We start from the raw sequence: 18,471 nt of genomic DNA, 5'->3' as shown, positions 1-18,471 counted from the left end.
ACCCCGATGAGCCTCGCGCTGCGCTACGCGGCCCGGTCCGACCGCGGCCTGGTCCGCGGCAACAACCAGGACTCGGTCTACGCCGGGCCCCGGCTGCTCGCCGTGGCCGACGGCATGGGCGGCCACGCGGCCGGCGACGTCGCCAGCAAGGTGGTCATCGCCGCCCTCGAGCACCTGGACGACGACGCGCCCAGCGGCGACATGCTGCAGGCGCTGCGCGAGGCGGTCTTCGACGGCAGCGAGCACCTGCGCGAGGTGATCCGCGAGTCCCCGCAGCTGGAGGGCATGGGCACCACGCTCACCGCCGTCCTGTTCGCCGGCGGCCGGCTCGCGCTGTGCCACGTCGGCGACTCGCGCGCCTACCTGCTGCGCGACGGCGTCCTGCAGCAGATCACCCACGACGACACGTTCGTGCAGACGCTGATCGACGACGGGCGGATCACGCCCGAGGAGGCCAACCACCACCCCCAGCGCTCGCTGCTGCTGCGCGCGCTCAACGGGCAGGACGTCGACCCCGACCTGTCGATGCGCGAGGCCCGCGCCGGCGACCGCTACCTGCTCTGCTCCGACGGCCTGTCCGGCGTGGTCAGCGAGGAGACGCTCGCCGAGGCCCTGCAGGACCCCGACCCGCAGTCGACCGCCGACCGGCTCGTCGAGCTGGCGCTGCGCAGCGGCGGGCCGGACAACATCACGGTGATCGTGGCCGACGTCGTGGAGGACGACGGCGAGGGCACCTACCCGGTCGAGCCGGTGGTCGACGGTGCCGCGGGCGACAACGTCGGGCAGCGCGCGGTCGACCCGCGCTCGGCCGCCGGGCGGGCCGCGCTGGCCGACCCGCGACCGGAGCCCCCCGCGTCGGCGGCACCGATGGCGGCCGCCCCCCCGCCCCGCCGCGGGCGCCGGCGGGTGCTCGGCGCGCTCGCCGCCGTCGTCCTGCTGGCTGCCGCCGCCGCGGGCACCTACCTGTGGGTGCTGTCCAACTGGTTCGTCGCGGTGCAGGACACCGCGGACGGCGCACGCGTGACGGTCTTCCGCGGCCTGGACACCTCGCTGCTGGGCATGGACCTCAACCAGGTCTCCGACGTCACCGACCTGCCCGTCGCCGACCTCACGCCGGCAGCCGCCAGCAAGGTGCAGCGCGGCATCGACGCCACCGACGGCCAGCACGCCCGGCGCATCGTCTCCACGCTGCGCGAGCAGCGGCTGCCGCTGTGCCCGACCGAGGAGGACGTCGAGCCGGCACCGGTCGCGCCGACCGCGCCCCCGCCGCCCTCCCCCACGCCGGCCCCGGACGGTGCGGCGCCGACCGACGCCGCCCCCGTCCCACCCGAACCGACGACCCCCGAGCCGACGTCGACGCAGCCGACGAGGACGTACGAGCCCGGGGTGGACTGCCGGGAGGCCAAGTGACGTCCGGCCCCACGACCGACCCCCGCGCCGCGGCGCCGGGGGCGGCGAACCCGCCCAAGCGCCGCAACACCGAGCTGGCCCTGCTCGGCTTCGCCGTCCTGATCACGCTGGTCGCGCAGGCGATCGTCGACCTCACGGTCACCGGCTCGCTGACCACCGAGCTGGCGACCTTCGGGGTGTGGTTCGCCGCGCTGTGGACCGTCGCCCACCTCGTCGTCCGCCGGTGGGCGCCCTACGCCGACCCGCTGCTGCTGCCCGCGGTCGCCCTGCTGGTGGGCCTCGGGCTGTCCTTCATCCACCGCCTCGACCTGGCCGCCCAGCAGGCCGACAGCGCGCTCAGCCGGGAGGACGCCCCCGTCCAGCTGGTGTGGGCCACGCTGGGCCTGGTCCTGTTCGTCGGCGTGCTGCTGGTGCTGCGCGACCACCGGCTGCTGTCCCGGTTCGCCTACACGCTGGCCCTCGTCGGCCTGGTGCTGCTGGCCATCCCGGCGCTGCTGCCGTCGTCCCTCTCGGAGGTCAACGGCGCCAAGATCTGGATCCGGGTGGCCGGCTTCAGCATCCAGCCCGGCGAGTTCGCCAAGATCTGCCTGACGGTCTTCTTCGCCGCCTACCTCGTCGACAAGCGCGACGTCCTGGCGCTGGCCAGCCGCCGCGTCATGGGCCTGGAGCTGCCCCGCGGCCGCGACCTCGGCCCGGTCCTGGTCGCCTGGGGGCTGTCGATCCTCGTGCTGGTCTTCGAGCGCGACCTGGGCAGCTCGCTGCTGCTGTTCGGCATCTTCGTCGTCATGCTCTACGTGGCCACCGAGCGGGCCAGCTGGCTGCTCATCGGCCTGGGCCTGTTCGCCGGGGGCGCACTCGTCGCCTACCAGCTCTTCGGCCACGTGCAGCAGCGCGTCGACTCCTGGCTGGACCCCTTCGAGTACTACGACGGCTCCGGCTTCCAGGTGGCCCAGGCGCTGTTCGGCCTGGGCACCGGCGGGCTGTTCGGCGCCGGGCTCGGCGGTGGCCGCCCCGACCAGGTGCCGGTGGCCAAGAGCGACTTCATCGCCGCCGCGGTCGGCGAGGAGCTGGGCCTGTTCGGCCTGGTCGCGGTGATCATCGTCTACCTGGTGCTGGTCGAGCGCGGGCTGCGCACGTCGCTGATCTGCCGCGACGCGTTCGGCAAGCTGCTGGCGGCCGGCCTGTCCTTCGCCATCGCCTGGCAGGTGTTCGTCGTCCTCGGCGGGGTCACCGGCCTGCTGCCGCTGACCGGACTGACCACGCCCTTCCTCGCCTACGGCGGCTCGTCGCTGGTGGCCAACTTCGTCCTGGTCGCCGTCCTGGTGCGGATCAGCGACGCCGCGCGCCGCCCGGCCGCCCCCACCGGGCCGCCCAAGCCCGCGCTCGGTGACGCCCCGACCGAGGTGGTGCAGACGTGAACGCCCCCCTGCGCCGCGTGGCGATCAGCGTGCTCGTGCTGTTCACGCTGCTGATCGTCAACGTCAACGTCATCCAGGTGGTCCGTTCCGACGAGCTGCGCTCCGACGGCCGCAACACCCGCGTGCTCGTCGAGGAGTACGACAGCGAGCGGGGCTCGATCGTCGCCGGCGGCACCGAGGTCGCCAACTCGGTCCCGACCGACGACCAGCTCACCTACCTGCGGCAGTACGCGAACGGCCCGGTGTACGCACCGGTCACCGGCTACTACTCGCTGGTCTACGGCAACGCCCAGATGGAGCGGGCGGCCGACGACGTGCTCTCCGGCGACGACGCCCGGCTGTTCACCCGGCGCCTGGCCGACCTGTTCACCGGACGCGACCCCGCCGGCGGTGACGTCGTCCTGACCCTGGACCCCGCGGTGCAGGAGACGGCGATGGCCGGGCTCGAGGGCGTCACCGGCGCGGTCGTCGCCCTCGACCCCTCGACCGGGGCGGTGCTGGGCATGGCGAGCACCCCGACGTACGACCCGAACCAGCTCTCCAGCCACGAGCCGGCCGCGATCCGCGACTACGCCGCGCAGCTCGACGGCATGGAGATCGACCCCCGGCTCAACCGGGCGATCAACGCCCGTTACGAGCCGGGGTCGATCTTCAAGGTGGTCGTCTCCGCCGCGGCGCTGTCCAGCGGCCAGTACACGCCCGACACCGTCATCCCGGCGCCGCAGGAGCTCGTCCTGCCCGGCACCAGGACGGCGCTGGAGAACTTCGGCGGCTCGGCCTGCGACCCCAGCGGCCGGCAGAGCCTGCTCGAGGCGCTGACCATCTCCTGCAACACCGCCTTCGCCCAGCTGGGCATCGACCTCGGCGAGGACCGGGTGCGGGAGATGGCCGAGGCGTTCGGCATCGGCGGCGACCCCCTCGAGATCCCGCTGCCCGTGTCGGAGAGCACGCTCGGGGAGATCGAGACCGACGCGGCGCTCGGGGTCAGCTCGATCGGTCAGCAGGACGTGCAGCTCACCCCGCTGCAGGCGGCGATGATCGCCTCCGCGGTGGCCAACGACGGGACGCTGATGAGCCCCTACCTCGTCGACCAGGTGCGTGCCCCGGACCTGTCGGTCATCGACCAGACCGACCCCGAGGAGCTCAGCGAGCCGGTCTCGGCCGACGTCGCCGACCAGCTGACCGAGATGATGACCAGCGTCGTGGAGAACGGCAGCGGCCGGCGCGCGCGGATCCCCGGCGCCACCGTCGCGGGCAAGACCGGGACGGCGGAGAACGCCGGCCCCGACCACAACTGGTTCATCGGGTTCGCGCCGGCCGACGACCCGCAGATCGCCGTGGCGGTCTTCGTGGCCAACGGCGGCGGCACGGGCGGCGACGTCTCCGCCCCCATCGCCCGGGACGTCATGCAGGCCTACCTCGACGGGCAGGGCGGCTGATGACACTGTCGACCGGGACGATCCTCGCCGGGCGCTACGAGATCACCGCACCCATCGCCACGGGCGGCATGGGCGAGGTGTGGCGTGCCCGCGACCGCGTCCTCGACCGCGAGGTCGCCGCCAAGGTGCTCCGCAGCGAGTTCACCGGCGACCCGAGCTTCGTGGCCCGCTTCCGCAACGAGGCGCGGCACACCGCGGCGCTGTCCCACCCCAACATCGCCTCGGTCTACGACTACGGCGAGACCGAGGACGAGCGCGGCGCCCGGCTGGCCTTCCTCGTCATGGAGCTGGTCGAGGGCAAGCCGCTGGTCACGATCCTGCACGAGGAGGGCAAGCTCCCGGTCGACTGGACGCTGCACGTCCTCGGCCAGGCCGCCGACGGGCTCTCGGCGGCCCACCACGCCGGCGTCGTCCACCGCGACATCAAGCCGGGCAACCTCATCGTGCGCCCCGACGGCGTGGTGAAGCTGACCGACTTCGGCATCGCCCGGGCCCGCGACGCCACACCGCTGACCCGCACCGGCATGGTCGTCGGCACCGCCCAGTACCTCTCCCCCGAGCAGGCGCAGGGCTTCGAGGTCACCGCCGCCTCCGACGTCTACTCCCTCGGTGTCGTCGGATACGAGTGCCTGACCGGCGGCCGGCCGTTCGACGGGACGTCGCAGGTCGCGGTGGCGCTGGCGCACATCAACCGCCAGCCGCCGCCCCTGCCGGCGAACGTGCCCCCGGCGGTGCGGCTGCTGATCGAGCGCGCTCTGGCCAAGGACCCGGCCGACCGCTTCCCCGACGGCGCCGCCTTCGCCGCCGCGATCCGATCGGTGGCCTCCGGCAACGGCACCTCCCCCGCCCACCGGGCCGCCGGGTCCGCCACGACGCCGCCGTACCCGGTGGGCGCCGCGCCCACGGCGCAGACCGAGGTCGTCGACGACCTCGCCGACTCGCGCACCCAGGTGCTGGGCGCCGCGTCCGCCGGCGGGGCCGCCGTCACCGGGGCACGCACCTCGGCGGGCGCCATGCCGCCCCTGCGCCGCACCGAGGACGACGACGAGCGCGGCCGGCACACCGCGCCGCCCGCGGACGACGACCGCCGCCGCAAGCCCTGGGTGTGGCTGGTCGCCGGCCTGCTGCTGCTCGCGCTGGTGGGCGGCGGGCTGTGGGCCCTCGCGGGCGGCGGGGACGACGGCTCGACGGGCACCGACGCCGCCCCCACCACCGCGGCACCGAGCACGGCCTCCAGCGCGGCGCCGGGGGCGTTCTTCGTCGCGACCGACGACTACGTCGGGGACGACGTCGACGACGTCGCGGACCTCCTGCGTGCCGCGGGCCTGCAGGTCGAGACCGAGGAGGCCAGTGCCGCGCAGCTGGCCGCGCTCGGTCAGCCGCTGGACGAGGGCGACGTCGTCACCACCGACCCGGCGAACACCGACGTCTCGCCCGGCGACACCGTGACCCTCTTCTACGCCGCTGCGGGCTACGCGCCCGACACCGGCGACGGGGGCACCGGCACCGGGGACGACGAGGCTCCTGCGGCCCCCACCACCCAGGCCCCGCCCCGGACGACCGCTGCTCCGGCCCCGACGACGGCCAGCGATCCCGGCGGCGACGAGGACAGCGGGAACGACGGCGGGGACCCCGACGGGAACACCTGGCCCACCGGCAACCCCCGGCCGACGGGTGGCGGCGCCACGTCCACCCCCACCGCACAGCCGACACAGACCACGCTGCCCGGCAACACGCCGACGGCGACCGTGCCCCCACGTGACACGGCCGAGCCACCGGCCGGCAACGCGCAGAACCGCCAGCCGGTGGCTGGGGAAGCAGGTCCGACGGCGTGAGCCGCTCCCCTCGCGCCGTCCGGGTCCTGGCGGTCGCAGCGGTTACGCTGCCCGCCGGCCCACCCGTCCACTGCGCCCCGCGGGGTCCCGCCCGGACGCAGGACCGCACCGCCCGAGAGGACCTCCGATGACCACGCCCCAGGTGCTCGGTGAGCGCTACGAGATCGGCGGGGTGCTCGGTCGCGGTGGCATGGCCGAGGTGCACCGCGGCCGCGACCTGCGCCTCGGCCGCGAGGTGGCGGTCAAGGTCCTGCGCAGCGACCTCGCGCGCGACCCCTCCTTCCAGGTCCGGTTCCGCCGCGAGGCGCAGGCGGCGGCCTCGCTGAACCACCCGGCGATCGTCTCGGTCTACGACACCGGCGAGGACCGGACGTCGAGCGGCGCGACCCCGTACATCGTCATGGAGTACGTCGAGGGCGAGACCCTGCGCGACGTGCTGCGCCGGGAGGGCGTGCTCTCCCCGGAGCGGGCGATGACCTTCGCCGCCGACATCTGCGCCGCGCTGGACTTCAGCCACCGCAACGGCATCGTGCACCGCGACGTGAAGCCCGGGAACGTGATGGTCACCCCCCAGGGCACCGTCAAGGTCATGGACTTCGGCATCGCCCGCGCGGTGTCGGACTCGGCCGCGACCATGACCTCCACGGCCGCGGTGATAGGGACCGCCCAGTACCTCTCCCCCGAGCAGGCCCGCGGCGAGAGCGTCGACGCCCGCTCGGACGTCTACTCGGTCGGCTGCCTGCTCTACGAGCTGGTCACCGGAGCGCCGCCGTTCACCGGCGACTCGCCGGTCTCGGTGGCCTACCAGCACGTGCGCGAGGACCCGAAGCTGCCGTCGTCGGTCAACCCGGCGATCCCGGCCGACCTCGACGCCATCCTGCTCAAGGCGCTGAGCAAGAACCCGGCGAACCGCTACCAGTCGGCCGCGGACATGCGCAACGACCTGCTGCGGGCCCTGGCCGGCCAGCGGGTCGAGGCCACGCCGGTGATGGGCGACGCCGAGAAGACCGCCATCATCGGCGCCCCGCCCGGCGGGTACGGCGACGGCGGCTGGGACGACGAGGACGACGACGTCGGCAAGCGCCGGCGCAACCGGATCATCGCCGCGGTCATCGCCGGCGTGCTGATCCTCGGCGCCGTCGTCGGGGTGGCGCTGCTGGTCAACTCCGGCGACGACCAGCCGGCGGCCGAGCCCACGGCCACGCAGGTGCCGGTGCCCAACGTGGTCGGGCAGCAGCAGGCCGCGGCCGAGCAGCAGCTCACCGACGCCGGGCTGACCGTCGGCGAGGTGACCCAGCAGGTCACCCAGGACGAGTCCCAGGAGGGCACCGTCCTGGGCACCGATCCGTCCAGCGGCACCCAGGTCGACCCGGGCAGCGCGGTCCGCCTCACCGTCGGCGTCGGGCCGGGCACCGTCGAGGTCCCGGCCGTGATCGGCCTGGACGTCGACCGCGCCGAGAACACCCTGCAGAACGCGGGCTTCGACAGCGTGGAGACGGAGGAGATCGACTCGCTGAAGCCCGCCGACCAGGTCGTCGACGTCAGCCCCGGCGAGGGGCAGTCGGTCGACCCGAGCACCACCGTGACCCTGCAGGTGTCCGACGGCGACGCCGAGGTGCCCGACGTCACCGGCCAGCAGCAGGCGGCGGCCACCCAGACGCTGCGGAGCGCGGGCTTCACCAACGTCACCGCCGAGCAGGTCGAGTCCCAGCAGCCCGAGGGCACGGTCATCGAGACCGACCCCTCCGCCGGCGAGCAGGCCTCCGCGGACGACCCGATCACCCTGCAGGTCTCCAGCGGCCCGTCGGAGCCGGCCGAGGACCCGCTGCTCACCGTGCCGGATGTGACGACCCAGAACTCTGCCACGGCGGCCCGCGACGCACTGCGCGCCGCCGGCTTCACCGACGTCAGCGTGATCGACGAGCAGGGGGCCGTGGTCACCAACTTGTCGCAGGTGACCGCGATCCTGGGCACCCGACCGGGAGCCGGTAGCCAGGCGGCCGCGAACGAACCGATCGCGGTGGTCGTCCGGGTGCCGCCCACGACGGCCGAGCCGCCGCGCTGACGACAGCAGGGCCCCTTCCCGTGCGGGGAGGGGCCCTGCTGCGTCGAGGGCCGCTCAGGCCGTCGTGGCGACCGTGGTGAGCCGGTGGGCCGCGGCGCTGGCCGCCTCCACGGTGGCGGGGTCGGGCGCCACGCCGCAGGCCTCCAGCCAGGTGGCGAGCATCCGGTGGCCGCCCTCGGTGAGCACCGACTCGGGGTGGAACTGCACGCCCTCGATGGGCAGCTCCCGGTGCCGCAGCGCCATGACGATGCCCGAGGGCGTCGTCCCGGTGATCTCGAGCTCGGCGGGCACGGTGTCGCGGTCGACGGCCAGCGAGTGGTAGCGGGTGGCGGTGAACGGGGAGGGCAGCCCGGCCAGCACGCCGGCGCCCTCGTGGACCACCTGGCTGGTCTTGCCGTGCAGCAGCTCGGGTGCGCGGACGACCTCCGCACCGAACGCCTCACCGATCGCCTGGTGGCCCAGGCACACGCCCAGGACCGGCGTCCCGGCCTCGGCGGCGGCCCGCACCATCGGCACGGTCACCCCGGCGTCGGCCGGCGTCCCCGGCCCCGGGGAGAGCAGCACCCCGGCGACGTCGAGGCCGGGCAGCTCGTCGACGGTGACGGCGTCGTTGCGCCGGACGACGCACTCGACGCCCAACTGGCCCAGGTACTGCACCAGGTTGTAGACGAAGCTGTCGAAGTTGTCGACGACGAGGACGGGTCGGCTCACGGTCCCTGTGTACCAAAAGGACGCCATCCTCCTCACGCTCGCGAGCTCGCAGCGGGCCCCTGCACGGGGCCGGGGCCGTGAACGGGGCCTCAGCCGGCAGCGGCTGTGGCGTACTCCATCGCCGGCTGGCCGTCGTAGGCCGGCAGCGTGAGCTCGCCGCGCGCCTGGACGGCGAAGCCCAGGCCGTAGTCCTCGACCGCCTGCTGGAAGACCTGCACCTGCGGGGAGGCGGCCAGCTGGGCGCGGATCGCGTCGGCGTCGCCGATGGCGGTGACCACGAACGGCGGCGACCAGGTGCGGCCGTGCAGCAGCAGGACGTTGCCGACGCAGCGGACGGCGCTGGTCGCGATCAGCCGCTGGTCCATGATGGCCACCGCGTCCGCGCCGGAGGCCCACACGGCGTTCACGACGGCCTGCACGTCGGACTGGTGGATGACGACGTCGTCGGGCTGGGCGCCGATGGGCAGCGAGCCGTCGGGCCGCCGCGGGGCGTCGTCCAGGGTGATCTCCACACCGGGACCGGTGAGGGCCACCAGGCCGGCCGAGAGGACGCCGGCCTCCCCGGCGTCGCGGGCGGCCGCCACGTCGCCGTCGCGGGACGCGGCCTGGTCGGTGAGGGCCTGCACCTGGGCCTGCAGCGCCGCCAGCTGCGCCTCCTGCTGGGCGACGACGTCCTCCCGGGCGGGGATGAGGGCGGAGAGCTCGGTGGCCTCCCCGCCGCGCAGGTCCGTGCCCTGGGCGGTCTGGCTGGACGTCGCGAACAGCAGCCCGGCCGCCAGCGCCACCACGGGCACCAGGGCGGCCCACGCGGCACCCCCACGGGTCATCCGTGGGCGCAGGGTGCGGGCTGGTGCCACATCTGCAGCTTAGGCTGGGGAACCGTCACGGCCGGTCGCGAGGGACCGGCCCCGGAGGGAGTCCATCGGTGCCCAAGTCCAAGGTGCGCAAGAAGTCGGTCTACACGCCGCCGCAGGGCACCCTGCAGTCCGGGACGACGAGCGCGCGGGCCCTCCAGCCCAGCCCGCGCTGGTACGCCCCGCTCATGGTCACGCTCATGCTGCTGGGGCTGCTGTGGATCGTCGTGTTCTACGTCGCCGGCGACCGGATCCCGTTCATGTCGGCGCTCAACGCCTGGAACTTCCTGATCGGCTTCGGCCTCATGGTGGCCGGTCTGGTCATGTCGATGCGCTGGCGCTGAGGAGCACCCTCCTGCCCGCCCTCCCACGTCCGGGGCGGTGCGCAGGAGGGGTTGCCACCCGCCGACGAGGCCCTCGTCCCACCCGGGACGGGGGCCTCTCGTCTGTCACCGACTGGATACACACAGTGTTGTCCACACGCAGCGTTGTGCACAGCGGCTCGACGCTGTCCACAGGTCGACAAAGCGCTGAACCCCCAGGGTTGTCCACGACGTGTGGAGAACGCCTGTTCGACCGCGCCGCGCTGAGCTGCGGGTTCATCACGGGTGGGACGGGAGTGACGAGAAGGGCACCCGAGTAACTACAGCCCTGTGAGTCCATCCCCAGCTGTGCACACAACTGTGGACGAGTCGACATGGCGGCAGCCCTGCGTTCGCCGTCCTACCCGCCCTGTGGTAGCGCGACACGCGGCCTGACCACGGCGAATCCCGATCTCCCACGACGCCGTCCCCCGGGACGACGACGGCCCCCGGGCCACGGGGGACCGGGGGCCGTCGACAGGGGCCTGTGGATCAGGAGGGAAGCAGCTCCAGGACGGTCGCGTTCGCCATCCCGCCGCCCTCGCACATCGTCTGCAGGCCGTAGCGGGCGCCGGTGGCCTGCATGGTGTGGACGAGCGTCGTCATGATCCGGGCGCCGGACCCGCCCAGCGGGTGACCCAGCGCGATCGCGCCGCCCCGCGGGTTGAGCCGGTCGGCGTCGGCCCCGGTCTCGACCTGCCAGGCCAGCGGCACCGGCGCGAACGCCTCGTTGACCTCGAACACCCCGATGTCGTCGACCGACAGGCCCGAGCGCTGCAGCACCTTGTGGGTGGCCGGGATGGGGGCGGTCAGCATGATGACCGGGTCGTCGCCCGCCATGACCGTCGTGTGGACGCGCACCAGCGGGCGCAGGCCGAGCTCCCGGGCCCTCTCCGAGGTGGTGACCAGCAGCGCGGCCGACCCGTCGGAGATCTGGCTGGCGTTGCCGGCGCTGATGACGCCGTCCTCCTTGAACGGGGTCTTCAGCGTGGCCAGCTTCTCCAGGGTGCCGCCGGGCCGGATCCCCTCGTCGGCGCTGACCACGGTGCCGTCCGGCGTGGTCACCGGGACGATCTCCTCCTCGAAGGCGCCGTCGGCCTGCGCCTTGGCCGCCTTCTCGTGCGAGGCGAGGGAGTACTCGTCGAGCTGGGTGCGGGAGAAGCCCCAGCGCTCGGCGATCATCTCCGCGCCGATGCCCTGGTTGGGGAAGACCCCGCCGTAGCGCTCGAGGAAGCGCGGCCCCAACGGCTTGCCCGCCAGGCCGTCCGCGCGGGCGGCTCCCATCGGCACCCGGCTCATCGACTCGACACCACCGGCGACCACGACGTCGGCCTGCCCGCTGATGACCGTGGCGGCGGCGAAGGCCACCGCCTGCTGCGAGGAGCCGCACTGCCGGTCGATCGTCGCCCCGGGCACCGACTCCGGCCAGCCCGCGGCCAGGATGGCGTTGCGGGCGATGTTGAAGGTCTGCTCGCCGACCTGGCTCACGCAGCCCCAGAACACGTCCTCGACCACGGCCGGGTCGAGGCCGGTGCGCTCGACCAGCGCGTCCAGCACGGTGGCCGACAGGTCCACGGCGTGCACTCCGGACAGCCCACCGCCCCGCTTGCCCACCGGGGTGCGCACCGCGGCGCAGATGACGGCATCTCGCATGACCACTCCTCGTCGACGTGGGCGGCGTTCCACCCACCGTGGCGCGATCGTAGGACGTCCACGCATAGGAGCGGCCGCGGTCGCCTGGGAGGCTGGACGGCGTGGAGTGGTCGCCGCGCACCGGGGAGACGGCGGTCCTGGCGGCGGCCGGCGTCGTCCTGGGCCTGGTCACGGTGGTCCTGGACCCGCTCGGCCGGGTGCTGGTCGGCGCGGCCGCCGTCCTGCTGCTCGCCCTGTCCGCACGCGACCGGGTGCTGCGCCCGCGGCTGGCCGCCGGTCCGGAGGGCGTCGCCGTCCGCCGGCTGGGCGGCACGACCGTGCTGCCGTGGGCCCGGCTGCAGGTGCGGGTGCGCGACGCCCGCCGGTGGGGGCTGCGCTCCCGGCTGCTGGAGCTGGACACCGCCGCCGGACCGGACGGCGACGGCCGGCCCCGTCCAGAGGCTCGCCGCGAGCCTGCGAGTGGTGAGGAGGACGGGGTCCTTGTACTGCTCGGCCGCCGGGACCTCGGCGCCGACCCCGGCGACGTCGCCCGGGCGCTGCGCGCGCTGCGGCCCTGGTGACGGACCGGGACGGCCACCTTCCAGGGCCCCGCGCCGAGCCTCGACGGCCCTCGTGCAGGGTCCCGTCGCGAGCCTGCGAGTGGCGGGGGGCAAGGGGGTCCTCCACGGGGGAAGGGTGGGTCCTCACGCGAGGACGACGAGGGTGGGGACGGTCAGCGCGACCACCACGAGCGCCGCCGTCAGCAGCATCAGGCCCAGCACCTGCAGCTCGGTGCGCCGACGGGCCAGCACGACCAGCCCGGTGGCGACGAAGCCGGCCACCAGGCCGCCCAGGTGCCCCAGCAGGGAGACGCCGGGCAGGAAGCTGATGAGCACGTTGATCGCCAGCAGGGTGAGCAGCCCGCGGAGGTCCTCCCGGCGGGCGATCATGACCACGGCCAGGCCGCCGAGCAGGCCGTAGATCGCGGCCGAGGCCCCGGCGACCGGGCGCCCCGGCTCACCGAACAGCTGGAGCGCGACCGCTCCGCCGAGCAGGGAGACGAGGTACACGGCGAGGTAGCGCCACCGGCCCAGCTGGCGTTCGAGCTCGGAGCCGAAGACCAGCAGCGCCAGCATGTTGAGCACCAGGTGCAGGATCCCGATGTGCAGGAAGGCCGCGGTGACCAGCCGCCAGTCCTCGCCCAGCTCGACGAGGACCGGGATCTGCGCCAGCTGCACGAACAGCGGCGAGAACTGGTTGTCCAGCGGGTTGGCACCGGCCAGGCCGGCGGAGACCGCGGTCACCACGAAGACCACCAGGTTGAGCGCGATGAGCGTGACCGTGACCGCGCCGAAGCGCCGTCCGGCCCGCTGCAGCAGCGGGGCCTGGCGGGGACGGCGCACACCGGCGTTGCCGGCCCGGACGTCGTCCGGGCACTGGAAGCCGACCGAAGCGGGGGTCATGCACTCCGGGCAGATGGGTCGGCCGCAGCGGGTGCAGGCGATGCGGGTGGGCCGGTCCGGGTGCCGGTAGCAACTGGGTGGCGGGGGCGCCGGCTGCGGCTGGCCGGCGCCCCCGTCGTCCGGGCTCGTGGTCAGCTGCGCTGCACCTCGACCGACTGCAGGACGACGTCCTCCACCGGGCGGTCGCCACGGCCGGTCCGCACCTTGGCGATGCGGTCGACGACGTCCCGGCTGGCCTGGTCGGCCACCTCGCCGAAGATGGTGTGCTTGCCGGTCAGCCAGGTGGTCGGCGCGACGGTGATGAAGAACTGCGAGCCGTTGGTGCCGGGCCCGGCGTTGGCCATGGCCAGCAGGTAGGGCTTGGTGAAGGCCAGGTCGGGGTGGATCTCGTCGCCGAACTGGTAGCCCGGACCGCCGATGCCCTGACCCAGCGGGTCACCGCCCTGGATCATGAAGCCGTCGATGATCCGGTGGAAGACGGTGCCGTCGTAGAGGCGGTCGGTGGTCTTCGCGCGGGTCTGCGGGTGGGTCCACTCCCGGCGACCCTCGGCGAGGTCGGCGAAGTTCGCGACCGTCTTGGGTGCGTGGTCGGGGAACAGGTCGACGGTGATGTCGCCGTGGTTGGTGTGCAGGACGGCGCGGCGTGCAGGAGTCGCTTCAGTCACGACGTCCACTCTCCCACTGGCCCGCTCCCCGCGAGGCACGGGGAGCGGACGGCCGGTACTGCGGTCAGATGCGCATGAGGTGGACGACGTCGAGGTCGCGGAAGCTCGCCTCCCCCTCGGTGACCTCCTGCATCCGCTTCGAGATCTCCGTGGTCACCGGGTGCTCGGAGTTGCGCATCGCGGAGGCGTGGTCGGGGAACGCCACGAACTGGAGGTAGGTGTCGGCCCGGTCGCGATCCGCCGTGAACACGATCCAGCGGGCCGTCGTCTCGCGGCCCATCCGCTCCCGCCACTCCTCGCCGAGCGCGCGGACCCCGTCGAGGTCTCGGGCGTGGAACTCGATCAGCTGGACGAAGGCGCCCTCCTCCAGGTGGAGGGCCTCCTCGTCCCGCAGCGCGGCACGCAGCCCGTCGCGCAACTCCCGGTCGTCCGCGTGCCCGTGCACCGACACCGCGTGCTGGACGGCGAGCTCGAGGACCTCGTCCTCCTCGCCGGCGATCTGGACGGTGCAGTTGCTCTCGCTCGGCATCGTCCGGCAGTCGATGGTCTTCCGAGCCATGACTCTCCTCCTCGGGACGAGGCCCTGGCCCGCCCTGAGCCGTGGGCCAGCGGCCTGGCCGACCGATACGCGGAGGGCGGCGGGACGTCCAGTGCCGGAGGTCCTGGGGAGTGGGTGGAGACGAGGGGAATCGAACCCCTAACCCCCGCCTTGCAAAGGCGGTGCTCTGCCAATTGAGCTACGTCCCCGAGGTGGGAGGTGGGAGCCCCCCGGCGGGTCAGCGGGTGGTGGGCGTGCTGACCCCCTGCGGGCCGCGGGTGGCCTCGGCCCAGAGGTCGGCCTCCACCCTGCCGGACGAGCGCCGGCGGACGGCGGCGAGGGCTCCGGCGGCGGCTGCCGCGAAGACCAGCTTCCTCAGCACGCGGGGTACCTCCTCGAGGGGAGCCCCCCTCCTCGGGAGGGGGCCGGGGCCCGACCCCGGGGACGGGGTCGGGCCGGTGGCTCCGGATCACGGGTGGGCCTGGGAGGACTTGAACCTCCGGCCTCATCCTTATCAGGGATGCGCTCTAACCGCCTGAGCTACAGGCCCGTGGACCTCGACCAGCGTACCTGGCCCCACCGTGCCGCCCGCAGGGGGGTCACCCGGCGTGGCGCCTCCAGCGCACCGCCGCCCCCTGCAGGGTCCCGCCGCGAGCTCGCGGGTGGCGGGGAGCAGGGAGTCCTCTCTCAGTCGCGCTCGGAGAGGGTGACCTCGAGGCCGCCGACCAGGTCGGAGCACATGTTGTAGATGAACGCCGCGACGGTGCACAGCGCGGTCATCAGCACGATGTTGATCGCCCCGATGACCGCGGCGCCGCCGAAGACGATGCCCGGGGTGATGACCTCGCTGCCGCCGTCACCGCCCGAGGCGCTGCCGAGCTGGCCGAACAGGTCGTTGAGGGTCTCGAAGACACCGAGGCCGGAGAGGATGCCGTAGAGCAGACCCACGGCGACCATCCAGATGAAGAACATCGCGATGGACAGGACCAGCGAGATCTTCAGCGCGGAGAACGTGTCGATGTGCCGCAGCTGCAGCCGGGCGCGACGCGGACCGCGGGCGGCCTTGCCGCCGCCGTCGCCCGAGGAGGCCTTCGCGGCACCGGTGGCCGGCTGAGCACCAGGGGCGGGCCGGGCGCCGGTGGCGGCCTGGGTGCCGGTGGCGGGCTGGGCACCGGTGGCGGGCTGGGTGCCGGTGGCGGGCTGGGCACCGGTGGCCGGGGGGACGGCGGTCTGCGTCCCCGACGCCGGGCCGGCCGCGGCCGGGGCCTCACTGTCCGCGGCGACGGCCTTCGTCCGGGCGGTGTTCGCACCGGGGATGGTCTGCGTCGACCCCACCGAGGGCTTGCCGTCAACCGCGGGCTGCTGACCGGTCGCCGTCCCCTGTGCCGGGGTGGTCTCCCCGGTGCGCACCGAACCCTGCGTCCGGTCGCTCATGCGAGTCTCCCGTTCCCCAGCGGCCCTCGCCGCTGCCTCGCACCCGGTGTGCCCGGCGCGAGGCCGGGAGCGCCTGGGCGCCGATCATGGCTGGGACGACGGAGGCGGGGCTGCCGACCCGGGGGCCGGCGACCCCGCCTCCACCGTCGTCGTCCACAGACTAGGCGGCAGCCTCGTCGTTGTCCGTCGTACGCGCGATCGCCACGATCGACACGTCTTCGGGCAAGTTCATGAGCTTGACACCCATGGTGGCGCGGTCCTTGTTGTGGCGGACGCCGTTGACCGGGGTCCGGATGACGCCGCCACCGGAGGTGATGGCGTAGAGCTCGTCGCCGAGCCGGACCGACAGGGCCCCGACCAGGTTGCCCTTGCGCGCCTTCGGGTCGGCGGTGAGCACGCCCTTGCCGCCGCGGCCCTGCGGCGGGTAGTTCTCGATCCCGGTCCTCTTGGCGAAGCCGCGCTCGGTGGCGACGAGGACGTCGACGCCCTCCTCGACCACGATCATCGACAGCAGGGAGTCGCCCTCGCCGAGGGAGATGCCGCGGACGCCCTCGGTGGCCCGGCCCATCGGCCGCAGCGTGGCGTCGTCGGCCTTGAAGCGGATCGACATCGCCTTGCGGGTGACCAGCAGCAGGTCCTGGTCGGGGTCGATGAGCGCGGCGCCCACCAGCTCGTCGCTCTCGCGCAGGTTGATCGCGATGACACCGCCGCTGCGCGGGGAGTCGAAGTCGTTCAGCCGGGTCTTCTTCACCTGCCCGTTGGCCGTGGCCAGGACCAGGTACGGCGCGACGTCGTAGTCCTTGATCTGCATGACCTGGGCGATCCGCTCGTCGGGCTGGAACGCCAGGATGTTGGCCACGTGCGCGCCGCGGGCGGTGCGGTTGGCCTCGGGCAGCTCGTAGGCCTTGGCCCGGTAGACGCGGCCCTTGTTGGTGAAGAAGAGGATCCAGTCGTGGGTGGAGCCCACGAAGAAGTGGTCGACGATGTCGTCCTGCTTCAGCGCCGCACCCATCACGCCCTTGCCGCCCCGGCGCTGCGACCGGTACAGGTCGCTCTTGGTCCGCTTGGCGTAGCCGGTGCGGGTGATGGTGACGACGACCTCCTCCTCGGCGATGAGGTCCTCCATGGAGACGTCACCGTCGTTGGGCACGAACTTCGTGCGCCGGTCGTCGCCGTACTTCTCCACGATCTCGGCGAGCTCGTCGTGGATGATCTGCCGCTGCCGCTCGGGCGAGTCGAGGATGGCCTGCAGGTCGGCGATGCGGGCCTCGATCTCGGCCAGCTCGTCCATGATCCGCTGCCGCTCGAGAGCGGCCAGCCGGCGCAGCTGCATGTCCAGGATCGCGGTCGCCTGGATCTCGTCGATGTCCAGCAGCTCCATCAGGCCGCTGCGCGCCGCGTCGGCGGACTCGCTGGACCGGATGAGGGCGATGACGGCGTCGAGCTGGTCGAGGGCCTTGGCCAGACCGCGCAGGATGTGGGCGCGCTCCTCGGCCTTGCGCAGCCGGTAACGGGTCCGCCGCTGGATGACCTCGATCTGGTGCAGCACGAAGTAGCGGATCAGCTCGTCGAGCCGCAGCGTCCGCGGGACGCCGTCGACGATCGAGAGCATGTTGCAGCCGAACGAGGTCTGCAGCTGGGTGTGCTTGTAGAGGTTGTTCAGCACGACCTTGGCGACGGCGTCGCGGCGCAGGGTGATGACCAGTCGGCGGCCCACGCGGTCGCTGGACTCGTCGGCGATCTCGCTGATGCCCTGCAGCCGGCCGTCGCGGACGGCCTCGGCGATCGCCTCGGCCAGGTTGTCCGGGTTGACCTGGTACGGCAGCTCGGTGACGACCAGCTGCACCCGCCCCCTGGCGTCCTCCTCGACGGTGACGACGGCCCGCATGCGCACCGAGCCGCGGCCGGTGCGGTAGGCCTCCTCGATGCCCTCGCGGCCGACGATGAGACCGGCGGTCGGGAAGTCGGGTCCGAGGACGCGCTGCATGCAGGCGTTGAGGGCCTCCTCCGGTTCGGCGTCCGGGTGCTCGAGCACCCAGAAGACCGCGGAGGCCACCTCGCGCAGGTTGTGCGGGGGCATGTTGGTGGCCATGCCGACGGCGATGCCGGCCGAGCCGTTGATCAGCAGGTTGGGGATGCGCCCGGGCAGGACCAGGGGCTCCTGGTTCTTGCCGTCGTAGTTGGGCTGGAAGTCGACGGTCTCCTCGTCGATGTTGGCCAGCATCTCCATGGCCAGCGGCGTCAGCCGGGCCTCGGTGTAGCGCATGGCCGCCGCGGGGTCGTTGCCGGGGGAGCCGAAGTTGCCCTGGCCGTCGATCAGCGGGTAGCGCATCGACCACGGCTGGGCCAGCCGCACGAGGGCGTCGTAGATCGCCGAGTCGCCGTGCGGGTGGTAGTTGCCCATGACCTCGCCGACGACGCGGGCGCACTTGACGTAGCTCCGGTCGGGGCGGAAGCCCTGGTCGTACATGGCGTACAGCACGCGGCGGTGCACCGGCTTGAGGCCGTCGCGGACCTCCGGCAGCGCGCGGCCGACGATGACCGACATCGCGTAGTCGATGTAGCTGCGCTGCATCTCCTGCTGGAGGTCGACCGGCTCGATGCGGTCGCGGGCAGGGGTCTCGGTCACGGTTCAGTTCTCCACG

General features: G+C 73.5%; 16 protein-coding genes and 2 tRNA genes. 7 read left to right on the top strand and 11 right to left on the bottom strand.

The window, feature by feature from the left end:
• Positions 1-6: 6 nt before the first annotated feature.
• The 5 genes from BLS21_RS16865 (at position 7) to pknB (ending at position 8,167) form a co-directional block, all read left to right on the top strand.
• Positions 7-1,410: a PP2C family protein-serine/threonine phosphatase gene (locus BLS21_RS16865; protein ID WP_091221053.1), complete on the top strand. Its 1,404-nt coding sequence runs from the start codon at positions 7-9 to the stop codon at positions 1,408-1,410.
• Positions 1,407-2,828: an FtsW/RodA/SpoVE family cell cycle protein gene (locus BLS21_RS16860; protein WP_175479604.1), complete on the top strand. Its 1,422-nt coding sequence runs from the start codon at positions 1,407-1,409 to the stop codon at positions 2,826-2,828. The genes BLS21_RS16865 and BLS21_RS16860 overlap by 4 nt, the downstream gene beginning before the upstream one ends.
• Complete coding sequence (locus BLS21_RS16855) at positions 2,825-4,267, top strand: peptidoglycan D,D-transpeptidase FtsI family protein (protein WP_091221051.1); 1,443 nt, start codon at positions 2,825-2,827, stop codon at positions 4,265-4,267. Before BLS21_RS16860 ends, BLS21_RS16855 begins: the two co-directional genes overlap by 4 nt.
• Positions 4,267-6,102: a serine/threonine-protein kinase gene (locus tag BLS21_RS16850; protein WP_091221048.1), complete on the top strand. Its 1,836-nt coding sequence runs from the start codon at positions 4,267-4,269 to the stop codon at positions 6,100-6,102. The genes BLS21_RS16855 and BLS21_RS16850 overlap by 1 nt, the downstream gene beginning before the upstream one ends.
• A gap of 127 nt (positions 6,103-6,229) precedes the next feature.
• The gene (gene pknB, locus BLS21_RS16845; protein ID WP_091221045.1) at positions 6,230-8,167 is read left to right on the top strand and encodes a Stk1 family PASTA domain-containing Ser/Thr kinase; all 1,938 of its coding nucleotides are present in this window, start codon (positions 6,230-6,232) and stop codon (positions 8,165-8,167) included.
• A gap of 54 nt (positions 8,168-8,221) precedes the next feature.
• Here the strand turns inward: pknB and BLS21_RS16840 are convergent, their stop codons facing one another.
• Positions 8,222-8,878 carry an aminodeoxychorismate/anthranilate synthase component II gene (locus tag BLS21_RS16840; protein ID WP_245700496.1) on the bottom strand — a complete coding sequence of 219 codons (657 nt, stop codon included), beginning with the start codon at positions 8,876-8,878 and terminating at the stop codon, positions 8,222-8,224.
• Between the two features lie 89 nt (positions 8,879-8,967).
• Positions 8,968-9,705 carry a DUF881 domain-containing protein gene (locus BLS21_RS16835; RefSeq protein ID WP_245700494.1) on the bottom strand — a complete coding sequence of 246 codons (738 nt, stop codon included), beginning with the start codon at positions 9,703-9,705 and terminating at the stop codon, positions 8,968-8,970.
• A gap of 98 nt (positions 9,706-9,803) precedes the next feature.
• Between BLS21_RS16835 and crgA the strand changes: the two genes are divergently transcribed.
• On the top strand, positions 9,804-10,076 hold the full coding sequence (gene crgA, locus BLS21_RS16830) for a cell division protein CrgA (protein WP_091221035.1): 273 nt from the start codon (positions 9,804-9,806) through the stop codon (positions 10,074-10,076).
• Positions 10,077-10,586: 510 nt separating this feature from the next.
• On the opposite strand, the gene BLS21_RS16825 is transcribed toward crgA, so the two are convergent.
• Complete coding sequence (locus BLS21_RS16825; protein ID WP_091221431.1) at positions 10,587-11,747, bottom strand: thiolase family protein; 1,161 nt, start codon at positions 11,745-11,747, stop codon at positions 10,587-10,589.
• 101 nt (positions 11,748-11,848) lie between these two features.
• Between BLS21_RS16825 and BLS21_RS16820 the strand changes: the two genes are divergently transcribed.
• A complete protein-coding gene (locus BLS21_RS16820) occupies positions 11,849-12,307 on the top strand; it encodes a PH domain-containing protein (RefSeq protein ID WP_091221032.1) in 459 nt (152 codons plus the stop codon).
• Between the two features lie 123 nt (positions 12,308-12,430).
• On the opposite strand, the gene BLS21_RS16815 is transcribed toward BLS21_RS16820, so the two are convergent.
• The 8 genes from BLS21_RS16815 to gyrA form a co-directional block, all read right to left on the bottom strand.
• On the bottom strand, positions 12,431-13,189 hold the full coding sequence (locus tag BLS21_RS16815; protein WP_091221029.1) for a rhomboid family intramembrane serine protease: 759 nt from the start codon (positions 13,187-13,189) through the stop codon (positions 12,431-12,433).
• 131 nt (positions 13,190-13,320) lie between these two features.
• Positions 13,321-13,854, bottom strand: a complete 534-nt coding sequence (locus tag BLS21_RS16810) for a peptidylprolyl isomerase (RefSeq protein ID WP_091221429.1) — start codon at positions 13,852-13,854, stop codon at positions 13,321-13,323.
• A gap of 64 nt (positions 13,855-13,918) precedes the next feature.
• Positions 13,919-14,413 (bottom strand): DUF1059 domain-containing protein, encoded by a 495-nt coding sequence (locus BLS21_RS16805; protein ID WP_091221027.1) that lies wholly within the window; start codon positions 14,411-14,413, stop codon positions 13,919-13,921.
• A gap of 115 nt (positions 14,414-14,528) precedes the next feature.
• Positions 14,529-14,601, bottom strand: a tRNA-Ala gene (locus tag BLS21_RS16800).
• A gap of 29 nt (positions 14,602-14,630) precedes the next feature.
• Positions 14,631-14,774, bottom strand: a complete 144-nt coding sequence (locus tag BLS21_RS25215; protein ID WP_175479603.1) for a DLW-39 family protein — start codon at positions 14,772-14,774, stop codon at positions 14,631-14,633.
• Between the two features lie 94 nt (positions 14,775-14,868).
• A tRNA-Ile gene (locus tag BLS21_RS16795) sits at positions 14,869-14,942 on the bottom strand.
• Between the two features lie 137 nt (positions 14,943-15,079).
• Complete coding sequence (locus BLS21_RS16790) at positions 15,080-15,826, bottom strand: DUF3566 domain-containing protein (RefSeq protein ID WP_091221024.1); 747 nt, start codon at positions 15,824-15,826, stop codon at positions 15,080-15,082.
• A 160-nt stretch (positions 15,827-15,986) separates the two neighbouring features.
• Positions 15,987-18,455 (bottom strand): DNA gyrase subunit A, encoded by a 2,469-nt coding sequence (gene gyrA / locus BLS21_RS16785; protein WP_091221021.1) that lies wholly within the window; start codon positions 18,453-18,455, stop codon positions 15,987-15,989.
• Positions 18,456-18,471: the final 16 nt, after the last annotated feature.

Source organism: Geodermatophilus siccatus, assembly GCF_900103785.1.
GTDB lineage: Bacteria > Actinomycetota > Actinomycetes > Mycobacteriales > Geodermatophilaceae > Geodermatophilus > Geodermatophilus siccatus.
This window is presented reverse-complemented; position numbering and strand designations above follow the sequence as displayed.